The sequence below is a fragment of the Campylobacter sp. RM12647 genome, assembly GCF_020138135.1.
Taxonomy (GTDB): Bacteria; Campylobacterota; Campylobacteria; order Campylobacterales; family Campylobacteraceae; genus Campylobacter_E.
In genome coordinates this window covers 1-24414 of record NZ_JACGAS010000006.1, presented here as the reverse complement: position 1 = coordinate 24414, position 24414 = coordinate 1, and the positions used below count along the sequence as shown (strand labels likewise).

Genomic DNA, 24414 nt, shown 5'->3' with positions numbered 1-24414 from the left:
ACATCATCAAAGGTAATAACAAAAAAGAGGAATAAATGTTAAATAAAATTCTAGAAGAATTAAAAGTATTAATTGGAGAAAATCAATATAAAAATTATTTTGAAATTTTACAAATTAATGAAAGCAAAAATAATGAAATAATTCTAAATGCACCTAATCAATTCATAGCTAAACATATTCAAACAAAATACCAAAGCATATTAGAAAAAATAGCAGAAAAAACAAATAGTAAAAAATATAAAATTACAATTCAAGTAAATAATGAAAAAATAAACAAACCACAAGAAACTCAACCAATAGTAGCTAAAAAACAAATTTCAATATTAAATCAAAGTCTTACTTTTGATAATTTCATAGTAGGACAAAGTAATGAGTTTGCTTATAGAATTTGTAAAGCAATAACAGATGAAAATAAATTTGGAAAAGACTTTAATCCAATTTTTATATATTCAAATACAGGTTTAGGAAAAACTCACTTATTACAAGCTAGTGGACATGAATGTTTAGAACTTGGAAAAAAAGTAATATATAAAACTTCAAAAGGTTTTATGAAAGACTATCAAAATGCAATATTAGCAAATAAATTTGATAGTTTTAATAGTGAATATAAAGATTGTGATTTATTATTAATTGATGATATTCAGTTCTTAGGCACTACTGATAAAATACAAGAAGAATTCTTTCATATCTTTAATGATATAGTAGAAAGAAATGGTCAAATAATAATGACTTCAGATGTAGCTCCTATAAATTTAAATGGAATTGAAGATAGATTAAAATCAAGATTTAACAAAGGAGTTCTTGCAAATATTAGTGTCCCTGATATAGAAACTAAAAAAGCAATTATTAAGAAAAAAAGCCTTGTATATGATATAGAATTAAATGATGAAATGATTAATACTATTGCTAATTATATAGGTGAAAATGTAAGGGATTTAGAAGGAATTATAAATTATATTTACGCTTTTCAAAGTATAAGAAAACAAAAAATAACCTTAGATGATTTAAAAAATCAAATAAAAGAATACATTAAAGAAAATCAATCAAATATTGAAATTGAAGATATTTTTGATATAGTAAGTTCAGAATTAAATGTAAAAATAAGCGAAATAAAATCAAGTTCTAAAAAACAAGAAATAGTAAAAGCTAAAAGAATAGTTATATTTTTAACTAAAGAATTAATTTCAAATTCAGTAAGTCAAATAGCAACTCATTTTCAAATGAAAGACCATAGTGCTATTTCAAAACATATTAAAAAAATAAATGAAATGATATGTCTTGATGATGATTTTAGAAGCCTAGTAGAACATTTAAAAAATAAAATAATAAACTCAAAAAATAAAGATTATTAAATATAATAAAGCGAAAAAGGAAGAATATGGAAATACAAATAGACAAAAAGAGATTAGAAAATATAGCTTTAATAGTTAGCAATTATGTTGAGAAAAAAGATAATACAAGTTTAAATTCTAATATTTTATTATTAGCTTATAACAATGAATTAATTTTAAGAGCAAGTGATAGTGAAATAGGAATTGAATATAAAATCCAAGAATGTAATATCATAAATGAAGGGCAAATTTTTATCAATGCTAAAAAATTAATTGATATTTTAAAAAGCCTTGATAATAGCGATATTAAAATCAAAAAATTAGAAAAATCTATCAAAATTACTCAAAATAAAACTAATTTTTCATTGCCAATAAATAGTGAAAATAATTTTTCTTTCTTAGAAGATGAAAATAGCAAAACACCTATTTTAATAAGTGCAAAAGAACTAAATATCGGCTTTAAAATGATTTTACCTGCTGTTGATAATAATGGTATTTCTTTTCAATTTAATTGCTGTTATATAGATATTTTAAAAGATAGCATTGTTTTTGTAGGAAGCGATTCTAAAAGAATTCACAAATATTCATTCATAGCTCAAAATGAATACGAACAAAGATTAATAATTACAAAAAAATCAGCTCAAGAACTACAAAAATTATTAAATGAAGAAGTAAGGGTTTATAAAACAAATAATTATTTAATCATTGAAAATGATAATTTTAAATTCTTTACAAAATTAGCAACTATTGATTTTTTAAGATATGTTGAAGTAATGCCACATAAATTACCTACAAATGAAATTATCATTAAAAACGAAGACTTTTTAAATGAAATAAAAAAACTAAGTGCAGTTTGCACAAAATGTCAAATAGAATTTGAAACCGGTAAAATCACATTTAAAAATAATGCTTTAAGTGATGATTTTAACGAAACAAATGCTACAAGTGAATTAGAAACAAATATTACTATAGAAGATAAATTTGAAATAAATCTTACAAACAAACATATGATGGATTTTTTACATTTAAATGAAAATGAATATTTCACATTTAAATTCTATTCATCAGCAGCTCCTGTTGTGTTAGAAAGTAAAAATTTCTTATCACTAATATCAGCAAATAAAAACTAAGGATAAATAATGCAAGAAAATTATGCAGAAAGTAAAATTAAAGTATTAAAAGGACTAGAAGCAGTTAGAAAACGCCCTGGAATGTATATTGGCGATACTAACTTTAATGGTCTTCATCATATGGTTTATGAAGTAGTTGATAACTCTATTGATGAAGCTATGGCTGGCTTTTGTAATACTATTGATATTGAAATTACCAAAGAAGGTTCTTGTATAGTTACTGATAATGGTCGTGGAATTCCTGTTGGAATTCACCCAACTGAAAATATCTCAACTCTAACCGTTGTTTTAACCGTTCTTCACGCTGGTGGAAAATTTGATAAAGATACTTATAAGGTTAGTGGTGGTTTACACGGCGTTGGTGTATCGGTTGTAAATGCACTTTCATCTAAATTAATTGCAACCGTTAAAAGAGATGGAAATACTCATAGACAAGAATTTTCTAAAGGTATTCCAACAAGTGAGCTAGAAATAATTAAAACAACTAATCGCACAGGAACTAGCATAGAGTTTTTCCCTGACCCTGAGATATTTGAAGTAGTTGAATTTGATTATGATACTTTAGCTAAGAGATTTCGTGAATTAGCATATCTAAATCCACAAATTACTATTAATTTTAAAGACCAAAGAAATGGTAAAAGCGAAACTTATCATTATGATGGTGGTATTTCTCAATTTGTAACTGATTTAAATAAAAAAGAAGCTGTTACAAATGTAATTGCATTTAATGATGAAGCAGAAGATGTAGTTGTAGATATTGCACTAATGTATAATGATACTTATAGTGAGACTTTATTTTCATTCGTAAATAACATTAAAACTGCAGATGGTGGAACTCACGAAGCAGGCTTTAGAATGGGGCTTACAAAAGTAATTACAAGTTATATTGAAGCAAATGCAGCTGCTAGAGAAAAAGATATAAAAATAACAGGCGAAGATACTAAAGAAGGACTTATTGCAATAGTTAGTGTAAAAGTTCCTGAACCACAATTTGAAGGACAAACTAAAGGTAAATTAGGTAGTTCTTATGTTCGTGGTATAGTAAATAAAATTACAAACGATGCTTTAACTAAATTCTTTGAAGAAAATCCAAACGATGCTCGTGCTATTATGAATAAAGCTTTAATGGCTGCAAGAGGTCGTGAAGCAGCAAAAAAAGCAAGAGAATTAACTCGTAAAAAAGAAAGCATAAGTGTAGGGACTTTACCTGGAAAATTAGCTGATTGTTCTTCAAAAGACCCTGAAATTAGAGAAATATATTTAGTAGAGGGTGATAGTGCGGGTGGTTCTGCTAAACAAGGAAGAAATAGGGAATTTCAAGCGATTTTACCTTTAAAAGGAAAAATCTTAAATGTTGAAAAATCACACCTTGATAAAATCTTAAAATCTGATGAAATTAAAAATATGATTACGGCATTTGGTTGTGGAATAGGTGATGATTTTGATATAGAAAAATTAAGATACCATAAAATTATCATTATGACAGATGCTGATGTTGATGGTTCTCATATTCAAACTCTAATTCTTACATTTTTCTTTAGATTTATGCAAGAATTAATTAGAAATGGACATGTATATTTAGCTCAACCACCATTATATCGTTATAAAAAAGGTCAAAGAAAAGAAATATATTTAAAAGATGAAAAAGCTTTAAATGATTATTTGATTGAAACTGGAGTTGAGAATTTAGAATTTAGTGGAATTGGGACAAATGATTTAAAAGACTTCTTAAAAGTTGTAGCAGCTTATAGAAGTATTTTAAATGAGCTTAAAAAACGCTTTAATGTGATTGAATTAATTAGACATTATGTTGAAAATCCTGATATTTTAGCTCTTAATATGCAAGAGATTTTTAAAGTATCAAAAGAATTTTTAGAAGCAAAAGGATTTAATATATTAAATCATTATCTTAGTGAAGATGAGATTAAAATCTATGTTCAAACTCAAAATGGTTTAGAAGAAATAGTTGTAAATAATGATTTATTTTATAGTCCATATTTTGAAGAAGCTTCTTATATTTATAAAAAAATTGAAGAAAGAAATATTTTTAATGATAAAGATTTCTTAGAAGTTCTTGATGAAGTTGAAAAAAATGCTAAAAAAGGAACTTATATTCAGCGTTATAAAGGTCTTGGTGAGATGAACCCAGAACAATTATGGGAAACTACAATGGACCCTGAAAATCGCCGTTTAATTCAAATTAGTGTTGATGATTTTGATAGGGCTAGTGGAGTGTTTAATTTATTTATGGGAGATGAAGTTGAGCCTCGCCGTGAATATATTCAAGCACACGCTAAAGATGTAAAACACTTAGATATATGACAATTAGTAAAAAAATTGAAAGAAAAAATAGGCAAGATGCAGCTATTAAGCTCATTATGCCTTTATTGTTATTAGTTTTTGCTTTTGTATATTTGCAAGAATTTAACGAAATAGTTTTTAAACCATTAGATATATTAGTAATTTTATGTTTTATATTTTTGTATTTTTATTATTTTGTTTTTGTAATTTATAAATCAGTAAAGCATAATGTAATTGATGAAAAAACTGGGACTTTATTACAAAGTGAATTTACAAAATATCTAAATAATGATGATTTTATAGTGTTTTTTACAATTTCTAATATAAACGAAATTAAATTAATGCTAGGGTTTAATAAAAGTGATAGATTATTGAAAAAATTAATTGATAAATTCTATGCGTGGGATGAAAATCTAATAATAGGTAGGATTACTACTGCTGATTTTATGATTTTAAGTAGTTCAAAGCATAAAACCTTGCAACACGAAATTAAAAAAATATTTTTAGAAATTAAAAGAGAAAGAATAGATGGAGTTGATTTTAAGTGCTATTATTCTATTATAAAATCAAGTATTAATTTTAATAAACTTTATTTAGAAGCACAAAATAGATTAAAAGATGATGTAGATGTAGCTACTGAAAATATCATTACTAATAGTGTTGTAAGCTCTATAAATAAGAGTGATTTTTTCTTAAAAATTCAAAGGCTAGAAGGCGAAGAAGAAATATATTATTTAAATTATAGGATTAATTCAGATTATCCAGAGAAAATATCTCAAGCAAAATTAGAAGAAATAATTATTAAAAATAATTTAGAATTTAATTATTATAAAAATCTTTTAGAACTTTTAGCGAAAGAATATCATTTTGATAATAGGATTATTATTAAAATATCTCCTGATTTTTTAAGGAATTTAAATTTCTTATTTTATTTAGGAGAATATTTTATTAAGCACCCTAATACAAATGGGAAAATTATTTTTGAATTTTTTGAAAATGATGTTTATTATGATATGCCAAGATTTGAAGAAATAATAAAAGAATATAGAGAAATTAATATCAATTTTGCCCTAAATCGTATAGGTTCGCCTAGTTCTTTAGAATATTTAAAACGATTAGAATTTGAATTTGGTATTTTTGATATTGAGTTTAATAAAAATGTAAAAAATGAAAAATATTTTATAATTTATGAAAATTTATTTAATTTATGTAAAAGCCTAAATATCAAAACTATTATGAGATTTATTGATAATAAAAATCTACTTGATTTAACAAAAGATATTAAATTTGATTATTATCAAGGCTTTTTATTTTATAAGGACAAAAATCTTAAGGAGATGAAATGAAAGAAAAATTAAAATACGGACAAAAAGAAATAAAAAAAATTAAAGGTAAAAAATTAGAGCGTTGGGAAAATAAGCAAAAAAATGATTATGTTATTAAAATAACCCTACCTGAATTTGCTTGTCTTTGCCCAAGAAGTGGTTATCCTGATTTTGCAACATTATATTTAGAATATATACCTAATAAATGGGTAGTTGAACTTAAAGCAATTAAACTTTATGTTAATTCATTTTATAACAAAAACATAAGCCACGAAGATAGTATAAATAAGATTTATAATACTCTTAAAAAGCGTTTAAAACCAAAATATATTAAATTAGTTGGAGATTTTAATCCTCGTGGTAATGTTCATACGGTGATTGAGTGCTGCTCTGATACGGAAATTAAAAAAGAAAAGAAAAAAGATAAAAAGGATAAATAATGATTAGCCCAGAGCTTGTTTTACATATTTTTAAGGCTGCTTCAATTTCAAGATGGAATGATTTTCCTAGAATTTGTAATTTAGTTGAACTTGATAAACAAGCTCATAAGGCTATTATTGCTTATTTTTTAGCAAAAAGTGAAAAAGACATTGATATGAGATTTTTACTTGATGCTATTGTTGTTGAGTTTATTTCTCGTGTAATAGTTACTGATATTCGTCCTGATGTATTAAATGAAATCAAAAAAACAAAACAAAAAGAATTAGATGAATGGATACAAAAACAATTTAGTTTAATCAATAAAAACGATGATTTTTTAAAAATTTTTAATGATTATTATAATGATAAAACTCACGAAAAAGAAAAATTTATTTTAAAAGCAGCAGGGTATTTATCAACTAGATATGAGTTTTCATTCATATATCCAAATGTTAGTAATTATGAAGAAATTAAAGCTAAGTTAGATGAAGAATTAGAAGATTATTTAGAAATTTTAGCAGTTCAAAAAATATCATTAAATCAAAAATTAGCTAAGGTAATTGATTTAAGTGGTCGTTTAAGATTTCAAAAGCGTTGGGCTCAAACTCCTAGAATTCCTGAAACAAGTGTTTTAGGACATATGTTAGTAGTAGCTGTTTTAAGCTATTTTTATTGTCTTAAAATAAAAGCTTGTGATACTAGATTTATTAGCAACTTCTTTTGTGCGATTTTTCACGATTTACCAGAAAGTCTTACAAGAGATATTATTACCCCTGTTAAATACGGAATTGATGGACTTAGTGAGATAATAAGTGATTATGAGCTTAAATTAATTGATGAAAAGATTTTACCTTTTGTGCCTAATAATATAAGAGCTGAATTTGCTTATCTTTTAGGAATTTATAATGAAGATGGTAAGATTAAAAAAGATGAATTTAAAAATAGAATAAATAAAGAAAATGTAAAAATTATTCAAAATCCTAACGATTATAATGAAGATTGTTTTAATACAATTGATGGAAAAATGCTTAAAGCTTGTGATAAAACTGGAGCTTTTTTAGAAGCAATCATTTCTAATTATTACGGCGTTAAATCTAAGGATTTAAAAAATGGTTATTTAAAGATTTTAAATGATTTTAAAGAAAATCCTAAAATTGGTGAAGTAAATTTTTATGAAATGTTAAAAGAATTTGAAGAGTTTTTTACAAACCCAAGCCAAGAGACTTGCGGCACACACTCATAAAAAGTGCTCTGCTATGTTCCCATCCTGAAGCTCTGCTTTTTACAAACATTGCACAAGGCTTGACTTGAGAAAACGCATTTTAAGATAAAATGACTTAATAGAGGGTAAATGAAATTAGATTTAATTTATATTTTTTTAGCGAATTTAAGAATTACTTTTATAGGAGTTAATAATTCTTTTGATTTAAGAGCTAAATTAATTTCTTGTATTGCAGGAGTTGTTAAAGATGAAAGACAAGATTTAAAGCGAAAAATAGAACAACTCTCAAAAGAAATCTATAAAAAAGAAATCAAAAGAAGAATATTTTTAGCGACCATTTATCAATATATAAAATATATTAAACAAGATACAATGGGAGTTGATAATATACTTAAAGGAATTAAAAAATTAACTAAACAAAATCCAAAACTAAAGCGAAAAATTAATTTCGTTCAACTTGATAGATTAGTATTGAAAAAATCAATTAAAGAAGGCGAAGAAGAAATTGAAGATTTCGCACAAATTAGGGTTTTAGAATTTTTAAAAAACGAAGTTATTTGATTGGTTATTAAAATTATATACAATAAAAAAAACTGATAGGAAAAAGTATGGCTAAATTTATATTTGTAACAGGTGGAGTTTTAAGCTCACTTGGTAAAGGAATTGCAGCAGCTAGCATTGCAAGTTTATTAAAACAAAGTGGATTAAAGGTAAGTATTTTAAAGGCTGACCCTTATATAAATATTGACCCAGGAACTATGAGCCCACTTGAGCATGGAGAAGTTTTTGTTACAAAAGATGGTGCAGAAACTGACCTTGATTTAGGACATTATGAAAGATTTTTAGATGAAGATTTAACTCATCTTAATAACTTTACTACAGGAAAAGTATATCAAAGCGTAATTGAAAAAGAACGCCGTGGAGAATATCTAGGTAAAACTATTCAAGTAATTCCACACATTGTAGGCGAAATTGCTAGTAGAATGGAAGCAGCAGCTTTAAATCAAGATGTTTTAGTAGTAGAAATTGGTGGAACGGTTGGAGATATTGAAGGCTTACCATTCCTTGAAGCAATTCGTTCTTTAGGACTTAAATACGGAAAAAATAATGTATTTTACGCACATTTAACTCTTGTTCCTTTTATAAAAGTAGCAGGAGAATTAAAAACTAAACCAACCCAACATTCAGTTGGAGAATTAAGAAGAATAGGTATTAGTCCTGATATGATAATAGCTCGTAGTGAAATTCCACTAGGCGATGAAATAAAAGAAAAAATTGCAAAGAGTTGCGGTGTAGAAATTGATTGTGTAATAGAAAGTATTGATGCAAAAAGCATATATCAAATTCCACTTAAATTTTTAGAGCAAAATATACTTTTACCTATTGCAAAACATTTAAATCTAAAGCTAAAAACTCCTAATTTAAAAGAGTATGAAGCATTAACAGAAAAAATAATTAATCCAAGCAAAAAAGTTAAAATTGCTTTCGTAGGAAAATATATAGATTTAAAAGAAAGTTATAAATCTTTAACAGAAGCACTAATTCACGCAGGTGCAAATCTTGATACAAAAGTAGAGATTAATTGGATAGATAGCGAAGAATTAAAAGATGAAAATGATTTAGCTGGAAATGATGGAATACTTGTAGCTGGTGGATTTGGACAGCGTGGTGTTGAAGGTAAAATCAAGGCTATTAAATACGCTCGTGAAAATAATATCCCATTTTTAGGAATTTGTCTTGGAATGCAGCTTAGTTTAATTGAATTTGCTAGAAATGTTATAAAACTTGATGATGCTAACTCAACTGAATTTGATGAGAATACTAAAAATCCTATTGTTTATTTAATTGATGAATTTATTAATCAATCAGGTTCAAAAGAAATCAGAACAATAAAAACTCCATTAGGTGGGACTTTAAGACTTGGCGAATATGTTTGCAATATAAAAGAAGGCACACTTTTAAGTAAGTTATATAATTCTAAAGTAGCTTATGAAAGACATCGCCATCGCTATGAAGCTAACTCAAAATATCGTGATTTATACGAGCAAAATGGACTTATTATTAGTGGAGAATCAAATGGACTTATTGAAGCTATTGAAAATACAAATAATGATTTCTTCGTAGCCGTTCAATATCATCCTGAATTTACTTCAAGGCTAACTAAAGCAAATCCTGTCATCTTAGGCTTTATTAGACAATGCTTACACTAAATAAAACTAAAATTAAGCAGGTTTTAGAAGATAGATTTAAAAACGATTTTCATAAAAGCCTTAGCACTATTCCAAAACCTCATACCTTTAAGGATATGAATAAAGCAGCAATTAGAATAGCTAAGGCAATAAAAAATAAAGAAAAAATAGCAGTAGTAGGAGATTATGATGTAGATGGCATAGTATCTTCTACTATTATGAGTGAATTTTTTGCTAATTTAGGTGTAGAAATAATTGTTAAAATTCCAAATCGTTTTAGCGATGGATACGGAATTAGCGAAGATATAGTGAGTAATTTAGACGCTAGTTTAATAATCACGGTTGATAATGGAATAGTAGCTTATGAAGCTGCAAATAAATGTAAAGAATTAGGTATAGATTTAATAATAAGCGATCATCACACCCCAGGAGATACTTTACCAAATGCTTATGCTGTAATTAATCCAAAAAGAGATGATTGTGAGTTTTCTAAGCATATTAATTGTGAGATTTGCGGGGCGCAAGTAGCTTGGTGGCTATGTGGGGCTATTAAAAAAGAATTAGATATAGAATACAATATGGCTAGTTTTTTAGATTTATTGTGTATTGCAATTGTTGCTGATATGATGAATTTAAATGATTTAAATCATATATTAGTTCGCTATGGCTTAAAAGAGTTAAATAAATTAAATCGTCCTGCTTTTGTAGTTTTAAAAGAAAAATATAAAAAGAAATTCTTTGATTATGAGAGTATTCCATTTTTAATAGCACCATTATTAAATGCTAGTGGAAGAATGGATGATGCTAGTATTTCTTATAAATTTTTAAGAGCAAAAAGCCTTAATGAAGCTAAGAATTTATTAGAAATAATAGAAAAATTAAACCAAGATAGAAAAGAACAAGAAAAGCAAAGTTTTTTAGAAAGCATAGAATTTGCAAACGAAAATGATAAAGTAATCATAGCTTATTCTAAGAATTGGCATAAGGGTATTTTAGGCATAGTTGCAGGTCGTTTAGCTAAACAATTTAATAAACCTAGTTTTGTTTTTAATATTGAAGATGACTTAGCAAAAGGAAGTGCTAGAAGCGTAGCAGAGCTTGATATTTTAGAGCTTTTATCAAATGTTAGCGATATTTTGACTAATTACGGCGGACATAAAGGAGCTGCTGGACTTGCTTTAAAGGTTGAACATTTAAAAGAATTTAAAACAAGGCTAAATAATTTAGAATTTAATTATAATGATATTGATTTTTGCGATACTACTAATACTTTAGGCGAGTTAGAATTTAGCGAAATTGATATGGAATTATTAGATATTTTAAGTGATTTTGAGCCTTTTGGGCAAGGTAATGAAAAGCCATTTTTTATAAGTAAAGGCGTAATTATTAAAAATCTAGTTTTATTAAACGAAAAGCACTTAAAATGCACTTTTACTCAAAATAATTTAACTTTTGAAGCGATTTGTTTTAATTGTGATTTTATCCCATTTGAAAATGAATGTGTCAATATTCATTATAGTTTGCAAAAAAATTATTTCAAACCTAGCCCTACAATTCAGCTAAATATTTCTAATATTTATATTTAATATTTTAAAATAACTTAATTTTATTTAATATTAATTTATGTAATACAAATTTATGTAAAAAATAAAGGTTTTTTAATGAAAAATATTTTTAAATTAAGTATAGTTCTTACAACTATTTTATATTCATATGATGCTACAAATATTGTTGGTGACTTAACAAAAAATATAGACATAAAACAAACAGGAATATCTAGTATTAAAGCCAATAAAATAGATGATAGTATTTATTCAACTTTTGTAATTAATGGCACATTAACTACAAATAGTATAGAAAATAAAAATCTAATATTTGATTATAAAAATACACAAATTGATAATAAAGATTATTTAATATTAGTATCTGGCGGTAATTTTACAGATAATGGTTCTATTTTTATTTCTCAAGGCAATAGTGTATTTAGTAATAATATAGAAGCTATTAAAATAAAAAATAATGGAATAGTTACTCTAATTAATTCTAGTGTTTATGCTGGTAATGCTGATAGAACAGATTTTCAATTTGCTTCTGCTATTTTAATAGATAAGGGGACATTAAATTTAAATAATTCTTTAGTAGAAGGAGGTTATCAGCGTGGTAGAAGTTATCAAGCTATTAATGCTCGTAGTTTTGGAACTGATAAAACCTATTTAAATATAAGTGGTTCAATCATAAAAGCAGGAGATAATGATATAAAATCAACAGCTATTATGGCTAATCAATCAAGCACTATTGTAATAGATGATACTAAAAATAATAAAGGCTCTAATATAACAGGGTATATAAATACTGATGGGGATTTTACTATTAAGGGTATTTATAAAAATAATTCAAATTTCATTGCAAAATCAAGCAATACTATGAATGCTACAAATAATACTTTTGATACTATTATCAATTCAAGCACTAAAACAAATCTCGGAAAAAATGCAAATATTGACAAAGCTTATATTGGTGGTGGTCTTGATTTAAATAAAAGTTCAACTTCTACTGGAACATTTATAATTACAAATAGTTATATTAAAGGCGATATTGTAAATTCTGATGATATTAGACTTATAAAAACTCTAAAACCTACTATCAATTCTAAAATAAGCTTAGATAATGTTTATTTAGATGGGGCTTTAAATAATTATTCAGGAGAAATAAAAAGCTCTAATTCAGTATTTAATAAAATTGTAAAAAGTGAATATGTAAGCAAAATTGATGATACTAATTCAATTTTTAAAGGTGGTTTTAGTGCTGATGAAATAATTTTAAATAAAAGCACTTTAGAAGGATTTAAATTACCATCTATAAGTGATGCTAAATATAGTGCTAAAAATTTTAATTTAACTAATACAAAAGCAGGTAAAGATATAAATACTAAAGGATATTTAGAATTAATGGGGGGGGGTGTTTTAAAGGCTACAAATTCAGCTCTTAATTTTGATATTAAAAGTAATAATTCTATTAATATTGATTTAACTAGGAGTTCTTTAGTAGGTAGTTTTAAAGATTTAGCAGGAAATAAAATATCAGCAAATAAAATAAGCTTAAATAATTCTACAAGTTTAGGAGCATTTAGTACAAATGAACTAATTGCAAATAATTCTACATTCTTCTTAGGTGGCACAAATACTACTTATAATGGAGCAATAATTTCTAAAATTAGCACAAGTGGGGCTAATAATAATTTTGGAATTATTGGAGTAGTTAGCAAAGATACTAAAGGGAATTTAGTAGCAAATAATTTAAGTGTTAATTTACCTTTAGCTATTTTAAAGGGTGCTAATAATGATTTTGCTACAAATCTTAAATTCTATTCAGGAATTAGCGAATATGCTTTAGCGAATTCTTATTTAAAGAGTGAAAAGGTAGGAGATTATCAAGTATATGTTTTAGCTAAGGATAATAAGCAAAGTTTTAATGATTTAACTTATAAAAATAATTCTAAATTAGATATAAATAAAATAAATGAAATAGTGACTAATAGTGATAAAATAAAAGATTTAGTAGATTTTAATGATAATTTATTAGCAAGTAACGAAGCAAAAGAGTTAATTAATCAAAATACAGATAAAAGTCTAGAAAATAAAGGCACAATGATAAAAGATTTTGATAATAAAAGCATTCCTTGGATAGATTTAAAACCTGCAAATCCTATTAAACCAACAACCCCACCAAATATTGAAGATACTAAACCAAGTGAGCCAGAAATAAAACCTGATATTAAGCCAGAAGTTACACCAGAAACTCCTATAAATCCTAATGAAAATATTAAACCTAATCCTAACGAAGAAGCAAAACCTGAAATCAAACCAAGCATTCCTTGGATAGATTTAAAACCTGCAAATCCTATTAAACCAAGTGAGCCTAAGACTGATGAAGAAAAATTTGAAATAGCATTAGAAGAACAAAAAGAAGCTATAAAATTAATGGTAACAGGTAAAAATGAAAAAGCTTTAGAATCAGCTAAATTAATGACTTCGCAATTTTATTTTTCTCAAGTGTTTGAATATAATAATCTTAATAAGCGTTTAGGAGAATTAAGAAGTTTTACTAATAACAATGCAGGAATTTGGATTCGTGGATATATAAATAAAGGTAGTATCAAAAATACTTCTATAAAAGCCAATGAAATACAATTAGGTGCTGACAAAATTATAAATAATAATGATTTTGATACTTATGCAGGAATTATGCTAAATATCGGTAAAACAACTACTGATAATACTACTAATTCAAAAATTAATAATTATGGTTTTGGAGTGTATGTTAGTAATGTTTATAATAATGGATTTTTCTTAGATGCTACTCTTAAAACAAATCATTATAAAAGCGAGTTTAAAAACGATACATTTTTAGGCAATTCTACTAGTAAAGGAACAGGTATAATAGCAAGTGCTGAATTAGGTTATAGATTTGGTGATGAATTTTATTTAGAGCCTAGCGTAGAATTGATTGCAAATTATATCCCAAAGACTGATATTAAAGGTGAAAAAGTAATTCAATTTGGCAATTTATCTCAAGTATCAAATGTCAATATTACATCTTCTTCAAAAGTTTTAATGGTATCAAAAGCAGCAGTTTATACTGGAGTAGATATTAATAATACAACATTAAGAGCTGGAATTGGTGGAATATTTGATTTAACTAATAATCCTGATTTTTTAGTTAGTGATGGGATTAGTTCTTTTGCTTTTAGTGGAGCGAAGAAAGATAAAAGAGGTTTTGCAAGTATAGGACTTAATAAAAATATTAGTAAAAAATTAGGATTAAATATAGAAGCTGAAAAGACTTTTAGTGGGAATTTAAATATTGATTATAATATTAATGCAAGTATTAGATTTGAGTTTTAAACATTGAATTTTCTTATTTTAAATTCTAATTTATAGGATTTAAAATAAGGTTTTCAAATATTATTATCTTTTAAGTAATTTTATAAAAATAAATATACTCACAAACTTAGTATAAATAATAAATTTATTAAAGAATTTAATATGACTTTGGTTATTCAAATATAGTTTTATTTCTTCCTGTTTGTTTAGCTTTATAAAGTCTATTATCAGCAGTTTCAAACGCTCCAAATTTAGAGTTTGTAACCAAACTAACACCTATACTAATAGTTAGTTTTATTTCGTGATTTTTAGCTTTAAAAGTATGATTTTGCACTTCGTTTCTAAGGTTTTCAAGTAAGCTAACACATTTATAAAAATCATATTCTTTAAAAATTAAAACAAATTCTTCTCCCCCATAACGATAAGCTTTTGAATATTGTTTCAAAATACTTGCAAGACTTCTTAAAATAATATCTCCTACATCATGCCCGTAAGTATCATTAATCTTTTTAAAAAAATCTATATCAACTACAGCAATTACATCTTTATTTTTTACTTCAGTAGTGTCATAAGCTCTTCTGTTATAAACATTAGTTAGTGAATCATAAAACGCTAGTTTATATCCTTGATAACCAATAGCAGCTAAGAATATAAATGAGCCTAATTCAAAATAACTTAAATTATAAAATTGAAGGCTATTGTAGAATATAAATTGAAAATAGGCTGCAATATATGCACCTTGCAAGAAACATTCAAAATTTTTAATTTTTCTAAGAATTACAACATAAATCATTAAAACTAAAAATAAGCAAAAAGAAAAATCTGAATAAACATAAGTAAGATTTATAAAGTTTAAATTATGCAAATATGATATGAATTGGTAATCTTTAATAAATATACCAATTAAGATATAAAACAATACTACTAAATAAGCAGGAATTAATCTTTTTGTAGAAAGATAATCTTTTTTAAGCGTTAATAATATTGCAAATACAATCGGTGAAAATAGTGAAATATATGCGTGGGCTTGTTGAAAATCCATAAAAATAAATAATATCCTACTAGCTAAAAATAACAATGTTATAAAAGTGATATTTAGTTTTTTAAAATATATTGAACCTAAAAATACTAAAAGTTCAAAACCAAGTGTTGCCGCAGGAAGTGGATAGATTAATTCTAATAGAAGTGATTGCTTCATAATTTACCTTTATATTTAGTTACTGATTATACTAATATATCGGTAATTAAATTTATATTTTAATATATTTTTAAAGTTTAACCCTATTTATAAAATAGGGTTTGTGAATTTATAAAGAAAGTTCTTTTAAAAATTCATCTTTTAAATAAATTTTCATATCTTCAAAATTAATAATAATTTGATTTTTAAAATCCTTTGATAAGAATACAAAGCCATTACTACTAATGTAGAATTTGTCTAATTCTATATTTTTATCAAGATTTTTTGAATTAAAATACACCTTAAAAGTATCAAAATCTTTTATAATATCTTTTAATAAATATTCCTTTTTTGTGTTTTCGTTATATGTTTTTATTTCTATTTTTGAATTGGTTTTATTATCTATATTTTGTGAAGTTTGTTTCATATAAGATATGATATTGTTGATTTGAAAATAACTTGAGTAATTAGAATTTGATTTGTAGTTTTTAAAATCATCTTCCATTGATTTTTTGATTTCATTTAAAGCTTTTATATGTTGTTTATTGATTGCATCAAAACTTTTAAAAAAATCATCAAACGGGTCATAGAATTTATTTTCTAAAGCATCAATTCTTTGTTTTAGAATTTCATTTTCTTGTTTTAATTTTTCAATTTCACTGATTGAACTAGCATTTAATGCACCTATACAAAATAAAGAAATTAATATCTTTTTCATATTTTCTCCTTCAATAAAATTTATAAAATATTTTATATTTATATTTATAACAAAGTTTTAGAATAAAATTTTTGTTTAATGAATTTATTTTGTATGTAAATAATTTTAATTTTATTATAAGTTTAATGTTCCACGTGAAACATTAAAATAATCTAATGATAAAAAGTTTCACGTGAAACATTATTTTTTCTTTTCATTGATTATGATAAAAATCATTCCAATAATTCCACCAATGCAAACAACACCCATAAATAAATATTGAAATATATCTAATCCATTCATTTAATTGCTCCTAAAAATTCATTTTCTATATCATCATTATAAAAATCATAATCTTGATTTTTATAAGTAAATTTTAATCTTGCAGAATGAAGACAAAGCCTACTTGCGCCACAAAGTTCTTTTATATTTGATATTTTCTTATCTAAAATATCTCTTGCTTGTTTGTTAGTAAGTCCATACAAATTATCCCCTGCGATTTTATTTCCTACATAATGCAAATGCACTCTTAATTGATGTTGTCTTCCTGTTAGTGGAATTGCTTTTAAAAGTGTATATTTAGGATAATTTTTGATAACTATAAATTCAGATTGTGAAATCTTGCCATCTACACAAACTTGCATTTTATTTTTTAAATCATCATCATTTTTAAGTCTTGCACTAACACAAAAATCATTTTTAATATTACCACATACTAATGCTAAATATTCTTTGTGTATTTTTTGTTTTGCAAAAAGTTCTTTTAATTCTTTATTGGCAGTTTTTGTTTTAGCTACCATTATAAGACCACTTGTAGCAGCGTCAAGCCTATGAGCTACACTTGCATTTTCTCCATATTTTTGCCAAATTTCATCATTTAAAGAATACTCACAATTTCTTCCATTAGGATGTGATAAAACTCCACTTGGTTTATTAAAAATTGCAAAATATTCATTTTCAAAAATTGGTTTTAAATTATTACTAACGCATTCATAAATTAGTAAATAATATTCTCCACAAATAATAGAATTCTTTTTACATATTTCAATATCAGTTAAATTTATTTCTTCTATATTTAAAGTATTTTCTAGCTTTTTACTAACATTATTTTTAAAAATAATAACACGATTTTTATCACAAAATCTTTGTGCTTTTTTTAAATCGTAGTTTAAATTTTGCATAACTAATTGATAAGCTTTTTTATTTTCTGTAGTAAAAAATTTTTTATATAAATATCCCACTCTTTTTAACCTTTATTATATATCTACTTATTATAATACATTCTTTTTTAAAATTCACAAAGGAAAAATAATCAATCATGAAGGTAGTAAAAAGAACAGGTAGAGTAGAAGAATTAGACATATCTAAGATTAAAAAATATACAACTTTAGCAACCGAAGGGCTTGATAATGTAAGCCAAAGTGAGCTAGAAGTTGATGCTAAAATACAATTTAGAGATATGATAACTTCTGAAGAAATACAAAACACTTTAATAAAAACAGCAGTTGATAAAATAGATATAGATAGACCTAATTGGACTTTTGTAGCTGCGAGATTATTTTTATATGATTTATATCACAAAGTTAATCCACAAAAAGAATATGTGCATTTAAGAGAATATTTTGAGCGTGGAGAAAAAGCAGGAAGATTATTTTTAGGTCTTAAAGAAAAATATGACTTAGATGATTTAAATTCTTATATCAAACCTGAAAGAGATTTACAATTTACTTACTTAGGTATTAAAACCCTTTATGATAGATATTTAATTAAAGATAGCAAAGGTAATCCTATTGAATTACCACAACATATGTTTATGGCAATAGCTATGTTTTTAGCTCAAAACGAATTAAATAGGCAAGAATGGGCTAAGAAATTCTATGATTTAATAAGCAAGTTTGAAGTTATGTGTGCAACTCCAACTTTAAGTAACGCAAGAACAACAAGACACCAATTAAGCTCGTGTTATATCGGCTCAACCCCTGATAATATAGAAGGTATTTTTGATTCTTATAAAGAAATGGCTTTATTATCTAAATTTGGCGGTGGAATAGGCTGGGATTGGAGTAAGGTTCGTGCTATGGGTGGTAGTATAGACGGACATAAAAATGCAGCTGGTGGAATTATTCCATTTTTAAAAATCACAAATGACATTGCTGTAGCGGTTGATCAATTAGGCACAAGAAAAGGTGCAATATCTGTTTATATTGAGCCTTGGCATATGGATGTTTGCGATTTTATTGACCTTAGAAAAAATAGCGGAGAAGAAAGAAGAAGAGCTCACGAATTATTTCCTGCTTTATGGATAAATGATTTATTTATGAAAAGAATTGCTGAAAATGGAAAATGGACTTTATTCGACCCATTTGATACTCCACAACTTTGTGATTTATACGGAAAAGAATTTGAATTAGAGTATGAAAGACTTGAAAAAGATGAAAATATAGTAAAAGAAGTAATGGATGCAAAAGAGCTTTGGAAAAAGATTTTAACAAATTATTTTGAAAGTGGAATGCCGTTTTTATGCTTTAAAGATAATGCTAATAAAGCTAATCCAAATTCTCATTCAGGTCTTATTAGAAGTTCTAATTTATGCACAGAAATTTTTCAAAATACAGACCCAAATCATTATAAAATAAAAGCTACTTTTGAAGATGGTAGTATAAAGATTTATGAAGAAAATGATATTTTAACTCTTGATAATTCACAAGTAAAAACTGCAAAAAAATTAAGTAGCCTTGATACTTTAAATGGTAAAAAAGTTTATATAGTAGAAAAAGAATATGATGAAGGAAGAACCGCAGTTTGTAATCTAGCTAGTATAAATTTAAGTAAAATTAATAGTATAGAAGATATTAAAAGAGTAGTTCCAATAGCAATTAGAATGCTTGATAATGTAATAGAACTTAATTTTTATCCACACGCAAAAGTAAAAAACACTAACCTTAAATCTCGTGCAATAGGTTTAGGTGTTATGGGTGAAGCACAAATGTTAGCAGAAAAGGGAATAATGTTTGGGACTAACGACCACTTTGAATTAATTGATAAAATTATGGAAAATATATCTTATGAAGCTATAAGTGCAAGTAGTGATTTAGCAGTTGAAAAAGGTGTATATCCTGAATATGAAGGAAGTAATTGGAGTAAGGGAATTTTCCCTATTGATGTTGCTAACGATAATGCAAAAATGCTAACACTAGGAGATAATTTATTTAATCAATCAAATTGTGATTGGAATGATTTAAGAAAGAAAGTTAGCAAACAAGGTATAAGAAATGGCTATTTAATGGCAATAGCTCCAACTTCTAGCATATCAATTTTAGTTGGAACTACTCAAACAATTGAACCTGTGTATAAAAGAAAATGGTTTGAACAAAACTTAAGTGGAATGATACCTAATGTTGTACCAAATCTAAGTCTTGATACCTGGCAATATTATGTTACAGCTTATGAGCTTGACCAAAGAGATTTAGTTCGTGCTGCTGCAATTCGCCAAAAATGGATAGACCAAGGACAAAGCTTAAATATATTTGTTAGTCTTGACAAAGCAAGTGGTGGGTATTTAAATAGTATTTATACATTAGCTCACTCACTAGGACTTAAATCTTGTTATTATCTAAGAAGTGAAAGTCCAGCAAGCGAACATCTAGATAATAAACCTGTTGATAGAAGCATTGAATGCGAAGGTTGTCAATGAAAATAAGTGTTTGCATTATCGCTAAAAATGAAGAAAAAAATTTAAAGCGTTGTTTAAATGCTTTAGCAGAATTTGATGAAATTGTGTTAGTAGATAATGAAAGCACTGATAACAGCGTTAGTATTGCAAAAGAATTTAAAAATGTAAAAGTTTTTAGCTCACCTTTTATAGGATTTGGCAAATTAAAACAATTTGCTGTAAATTTAGCTAGTAATGACTGGGTCTTTTGTATTGATGCTGATGAAGTAATAGATTTTAATAGTTTAGAGCTTTTAAAAAATCTTGATTTTAGCGATATTACAAAAATCTATGCAATAAATAGAAAAAATTATTATAAAAATGAATGGATAAAAACTTGTGGGTTTTATCCTGATTATATAGTTAGGATTTTTAATAAAACTCATACTAATTATGATGACGCTAATGTTCATGAAAATATTATCATTAAAAATAATTCACAATTAATAAAAACCAATATCCATCTTCACCATTTTGCTTTCAATTCAATTTATGATTTAATAACAAAATTACAAAGATATACAGAAATTTATGCACAAAATAATAAAAATAAAAAAACTAGCACTTTTAAAGCTATAAGCCACGGATTTTTTACATTTTTTAAATTCTATTTTTTAAAATTAGGAATAAAAGATGGTTTTAATGGATTTATAATAAGTTTATGCAATGCTTTAGGTTCTTTTTTTAAATATGCAAAATTAAAAGATGCAAAAATTCCAACTTGTTCTTTAATAATCACAACTTACAACGATAAAGTAGCACTAACAAGATGCCTTGAATATGTCTTTAAAATGACTACATTACCAGATGAAATAATTATAGCTGATGATGGTGGAGATAACTGGGATATAATTGAAAAGTTTAGTAAATATCCTGTTATATTAAAACATGCGTATCAAGAAGATTTAGGATTTAGATTAGCAAGATCTCGTAATAATGCTATAAAAATATCAAGTGGAGATTTTTTGGTTATTATTGATTCAGATATGCTTGTAGATAATGATTTTATAAAAAATTATAAAAATAATGCTGAAAAAGGGGTATTTTTACAAGGTAGTAGAATTTGTTTAAAGGAAAATATTTCAAAAGATATTAGAGAAGATAATATAGAATTAAATATAAGAACATTTAAAGCAAACAAAATTAATGTTCTATCAAAAATAATTAAGTACTTCTCAAAAATTGATAAAAGTATTTGTAAAAAATTAAAATCAATAGCACAAAAAACACCGAATGATAAAAAAATATACATAAAAGGTATTCGTGGTTGCAATATGGGTTTTTACAAAGAAGATGCTATTTCAATTAATGGATTTAATAATGATTTTGAAGGTTGGGGAAGAGAAGATAGTGAATTTGTAATAAGGTTCTTAAATAAGGGCTATAAATTAAAAAGACTAAAACATCAAGCAATAGCATATCATATATATCATAAAGAAAATGAAAGAAATTTAGAACAGAACCATAAAATTTATTTAAATACTTTATTAAATGATAAAAGTTATTGTGAAAACGGGTTAGAACAAATTTAGATTATTATAAAATATGTTCCACGTGAAACAAAATTAATTAAAATTTTTAAGTGTTATTAACTTAAGATAAAATACTATTTTTATTTAAGGAGTATAAAATGAAAAAAGTATTAATTTCAAGTATTTTGGCACTTAGTTTAAATTCTGCTGGGTTTTTAATGATAGATAAAGATAAAACCGCATATTTTACAATTAACGACCATAAAGATAAAGTTGAGTTTGTTAGTGGTATGAATATAATGCAAGATAATGTATGTTTTGCATGTAACGATACGATAACAAATAATATAGATTATGAGGCTTCAAAATCAATTGGGGTTAAATATGATAGTATTAGTATCGGCACAAGTGATGGTAATTTTAAGATTAGATATTTATCTGGAAATAATAAAGAAGAACTTAATTTAAATGAATTTTTTGCTCAAAGCTTAACTCATTTTGGAACTTTAGAAATATTAGAAGATGTAATATTTGCTAAGAATGATTTAACGAGTATAAGTTTTAGTTTAGTAGAAGACAATAAAGGTGCCCATCCTTTACATTTTAAAAAATATGCAATTTTAGATAAAACAGGTAAAATTATTTCATCAAACGAAGCTTTTAAAGATACAGATAAGTTAAAAGAAAAAATCACTAAAAAAATAAGAGATTTTCAAAATACAACTAAACATCCAGAAAAAGATAATAAATTTTTTAGTCCTTTAGAATTAAATAATTTTTATTTTGATAATTTAGGAATAGTATTTTCATATAGTCCTTATGAATTATTTTCATACGCTAGTGGATATATAAAAGTTCGTTTAACATATAAAGAAATAGAACCATTTTTAAAAGAAGAATTTAAAAAACTATTACAAGATAATAAAGTATTGTAAAAATTTATGATTTAATTTTTTCCGAGTTTACAATAAAAATTCGGAAAAAATTATTATTCAACAATATTAATTATGAGCAAGTTTTATAAAATTTTTATTAATTTTTTGAGATTTAATACTTTTTGCTTATATCAACAAATAGATTTTATACAAAATACTATTTTATTGATTATTAATTTTATTAGTGATTTTGTTTCATACTAAGTATTATTAATAATTTTCTAATTTTTGCTTTTTTAGATATATTTTTGTATATATCTTATCATAATGAGTAAAAATTTATATTAGTATATTTTAAAATAAATTTAGTATTTTATAGTTTATAATTTTTATTTTTATCTTTTTAAAAAAGACAAAAAATATGAAAAAATTTATTTTTTCTTGACAAATAAACTTATATTAAATACACTTGCGAACCTATTTTAGTTTTTGTGATACTTATCACATGTTCTTTAATGGGTTGGCTTAAATGCCAACGAGTTCTTTTAAAAGGAAAAATTATGGAAAGAATTAGGTTAAAGTTAAAAGCTTATGACCATAGGGTTCTAGATCGTACAGTTGCGGCAATTGTTGAAGCCGTTAAGAGAACTGGTGCTGAAATTAGAGGTCCAGTGCCAATGCCTACAAAAATAAAGCGTTATACCGTTTTAAGATCTCCGCACATCAATAAAGATTCAAGAGAACAATTTGAAATGAGAATTCACGCTCGTATGATTGATATTTTGGCTGCTACTACTGACACCGTTGATAGCTTAACAAAGCTTGATTTGGCACCAGAAGTTAATGTTGAAGTTCGTGCAATGGGCAAGTAAGGATAGAGTATGGAATATATTGTTGAAAAAATCGGAATGAGTAGAACAATTAACACATCTAGCACTCCTGTAACATTACTTAAGTTAGTAAAAACAAAAGTTTGCGAACTTAAAGATGGTAAAGCTATCGTTGCTTACGCACAAGGTAAACATCAAAACAAGTGCATAGCAGGTCAGCAAAAAAAATACAGCCTAAGTGCAGAGTTTAACAAATTTGCTAGTTTAGAAGTAGCAAATAAAGAAGCAGGTGACATTGACACTACACCTTTAGCTGAAGCAAAAGTTTTAAAAGTAAGCTTTAATTCAAAAGGTAGAGGTTTTGCAGGTGTTATTAAAAGACACGGATTTGCAGGTGGTCCAGCAAGTCATGGTAGCCGTTTTCACAGACGCTCAGGTTCTATAGGTAACCGCGAGTGGCCAGGTCGTGTTCAAAAAGGACGCAAAATGGCGGGTCATTTTGGTAATGAATTAGTTACTGTTAAAAATGAAGTTGTTTCATTTGACGCTGAAAATGGTGTTTTAGTATTAAAAGGTAGCGTTGCAGGTTATAATGGTGCAATGGGTAAAGTAAGGATTGTAAAATGAAAGTATGCGTATTAAACGATAAATTTGAAAAAGCTAGCGAGCTTGATTTACCAGCAAGATACGCTGAAGTAAATCCTCATAACCTTTATTTATATGTAAAATCATATCAAGCTAGCATGAGAGCAAATACAGCTCATACTAAAGGTAGAAGCGATGTTAGCGGTGGTGGTAAAAAACCATGGAGACAAAAAGGTCGTGGCGGTGCTCGTGCAGGTTCAACTAG

At 25.9% G+C, this 24414-nt stretch carries 18 protein-coding genes, 1 other RNA gene and 1 pseudogene; 16 read left to right on the top strand and 4 right to left on the bottom strand.

The window, feature by feature from the left end; genetic code table 11:
• Nucleotides 1–35 precede the first annotated feature (35 nt).
• The 6 genes and pseudogenes from dnaA to AVBRAN12647_RS03555 all read left to right on the top strand — a co-directional run.
• Complete coding sequence (dnaA, locus tag AVBRAN12647_RS03580) at nt 36–1352, top strand: chromosomal replication initiator protein DnaA (protein WP_214116173.1); 1317 nt, start codon at nt 36–38, stop codon at nt 1350–1352.
• A 26-nt stretch (nt 1353–1378) separates the two neighbouring features.
• Nucleotides 1379–2461, top strand: a complete 1083-nt coding sequence (gene dnaN / locus AVBRAN12647_RS03575) for a DNA polymerase III subunit beta (protein ID WP_214116171.1) — start codon at nt 1379–1381, stop codon at nt 2459–2461.
• A gap of 9 nt (nt 2462–2470) precedes the next feature.
• Nucleotides 2471–4783 (top strand): DNA topoisomerase (ATP-hydrolyzing) subunit B, encoded by a 2313-nt coding sequence (gene gyrB / locus AVBRAN12647_RS03570; RefSeq protein WP_214116169.1) that lies wholly within the window; start codon nt 2471–2473, stop codon nt 4781–4783.
• Nucleotides 4780–6108 (top strand): EAL domain-containing protein, encoded by a 1329-nt coding sequence (locus AVBRAN12647_RS03565; protein ID WP_239803231.1) that lies wholly within the window; start codon nt 4780–4782, stop codon nt 6106–6108. Before gyrB ends, AVBRAN12647_RS03565 begins: the two co-directional genes overlap by 4 nt.
• The gene (queF, locus tag AVBRAN12647_RS03560; protein WP_214119961.1) at nt 6105–6527 is read left to right on the top strand and encodes a preQ(1) synthase; all 423 of its coding nucleotides are present in this window, start codon (nt 6105–6107) and stop codon (nt 6525–6527) included. Before AVBRAN12647_RS03565 ends, queF begins: the two co-directional genes overlap by 4 nt.
• A pseudogene (locus AVBRAN12647_RS03555) lies at nt 6527–7717 on the top strand (HD domain-containing protein); the annotation flags it as partial. The gene queF and the pseudogene AVBRAN12647_RS03555, both read left to right, overlap by 1 nt.
• Here AVBRAN12647_RS03555 and ffs read toward each other — a convergent pair.
• Nucleotides 7718–7815: signal recognition particle sRNA small type (gene ffs, locus AVBRAN12647_RS09700), an RNA gene on the bottom strand.
• Nucleotides 7816–7858: 43 nt separating this feature from the next.
• On the opposite strand from ffs, the gene AVBRAN12647_RS03550 reads away from it, so the two are divergent.
• The 4 genes from AVBRAN12647_RS03550 (at nt 7859) to AVBRAN12647_RS03535 (ending at nt 14822) form a co-directional block, all read left to right on the top strand.
• A complete protein-coding gene (locus AVBRAN12647_RS03550) occupies nt 7859–8290 on the top strand; it encodes a hypothetical protein (protein WP_214116160.1) in 432 nt (143 codons plus the stop codon).
• 47 nt (nt 8291–8337) lie between these two features.
• Nucleotides 8338–9939, top strand: a complete 1602-nt coding sequence (locus tag AVBRAN12647_RS03545; RefSeq protein ID WP_214116158.1) for a CTP synthase — start codon at nt 8338–8340, stop codon at nt 9937–9939.
• Nucleotides 9927–11504 carry a single-stranded-DNA-specific exonuclease RecJ gene (gene recJ / locus AVBRAN12647_RS03540; RefSeq protein WP_336614716.1) on the top strand — a complete coding sequence of 526 codons (1578 nt, stop codon included), beginning with the start codon at nt 9927–9929 and terminating at the stop codon, nt 11502–11504. Before AVBRAN12647_RS03545 ends, recJ begins: the two co-directional genes overlap by 13 nt.
• Nucleotides 11505–11579: 75 nt before the next feature.
• Complete coding sequence (locus AVBRAN12647_RS03535; RefSeq protein WP_336614715.1) at nt 11580–14822, top strand: autotransporter outer membrane beta-barrel domain-containing protein; 3243 nt, start codon at nt 11580–11582, stop codon at nt 14820–14822.
• Between the two features lie 151 nt (nt 14823–14973).
• Here AVBRAN12647_RS03535 and AVBRAN12647_RS03530 read toward each other — a convergent pair whose 3' ends face one another.
• The 3 genes from AVBRAN12647_RS03530 to AVBRAN12647_RS03520 all read right to left on the bottom strand — a co-directional run bounded on the left by AVBRAN12647_RS03530 (nt 14974) and on the right by AVBRAN12647_RS03520 (nt 17856).
• Complete coding sequence (locus AVBRAN12647_RS03530; RefSeq protein ID WP_214120610.1) at nt 14974–15999, bottom strand: GGDEF domain-containing protein; 1026 nt, start codon at nt 15997–15999, stop codon at nt 14974–14976.
• Nucleotides 16000–16108: 109 nt separating this feature from the next.
• Nucleotides 16109–16696, bottom strand: a complete 588-nt coding sequence (locus AVBRAN12647_RS03525) for a hypothetical protein (RefSeq protein WP_214116145.1) — start codon at nt 16694–16696, stop codon at nt 16109–16111.
• A gap of 278 nt (nt 16697–16974) precedes the next feature.
• Nucleotides 16975–17856 carry an RluA family pseudouridine synthase gene (locus AVBRAN12647_RS03520; protein ID WP_214120570.1) on the bottom strand — a complete coding sequence of 294 codons (882 nt, stop codon included), beginning with the start codon at nt 17854–17856 and terminating at the stop codon, nt 16975–16977.
• Between the two features lie 137 nt (nt 17857–17993).
• Here AVBRAN12647_RS03520 and AVBRAN12647_RS03515 point away from each other — a divergent pair, with 137 nt between their 5' ends.
• The 6 genes from AVBRAN12647_RS03515 to rplD all read left to right on the top strand — a co-directional run.
• Complete coding sequence (locus AVBRAN12647_RS03515; RefSeq protein WP_336614713.1) at nt 17994–20369, top strand: ribonucleoside-diphosphate reductase subunit alpha; 2376 nt, start codon at nt 17994–17996, stop codon at nt 20367–20369.
• On the top strand, nt 20366–21919 hold the full coding sequence (locus tag AVBRAN12647_RS03510) for a glycosyltransferase family 2 protein (protein WP_442862252.1): 1554 nt from the start codon (nt 20366–20368) through the stop codon (nt 21917–21919). Before AVBRAN12647_RS03515 ends, AVBRAN12647_RS03510 begins: the two co-directional genes overlap by 4 nt.
• A 98-nt stretch (nt 21920–22017) precedes the next feature.
• On the top strand, nt 22018–22794 hold the full coding sequence (locus AVBRAN12647_RS03505) for an RsiV family protein (RefSeq protein ID WP_336614712.1): 777 nt from the start codon (nt 22018–22020) through the stop codon (nt 22792–22794).
• A 500-nt stretch (nt 22795–23294) separates the two neighbouring features.
• Nucleotides 23295–23606 (top strand): 30S ribosomal protein S10, encoded by a 312-nt coding sequence (gene rpsJ / locus AVBRAN12647_RS03500; protein ID WP_214116107.1) that lies wholly within the window; start codon nt 23295–23297, stop codon nt 23604–23606.
• A gap of 9 nt (nt 23607–23615) precedes the next feature.
• Nucleotides 23616–24191, top strand: coding sequence for a 50S ribosomal protein L3 (gene rplC / locus AVBRAN12647_RS03495; RefSeq protein WP_214116105.1), 576 nt, complete (start codon nt 23616–23618; stop codon nt 24189–24191).
• Nucleotides 24188–24414 (top strand): 50S ribosomal protein L4 (rplD, locus tag AVBRAN12647_RS03490; RefSeq protein ID WP_336614711.1); only part of this gene is annotated, 227 nt, incomplete at its 3' end. The genes rplC and rplD, both read left to right, overlap by 4 nt.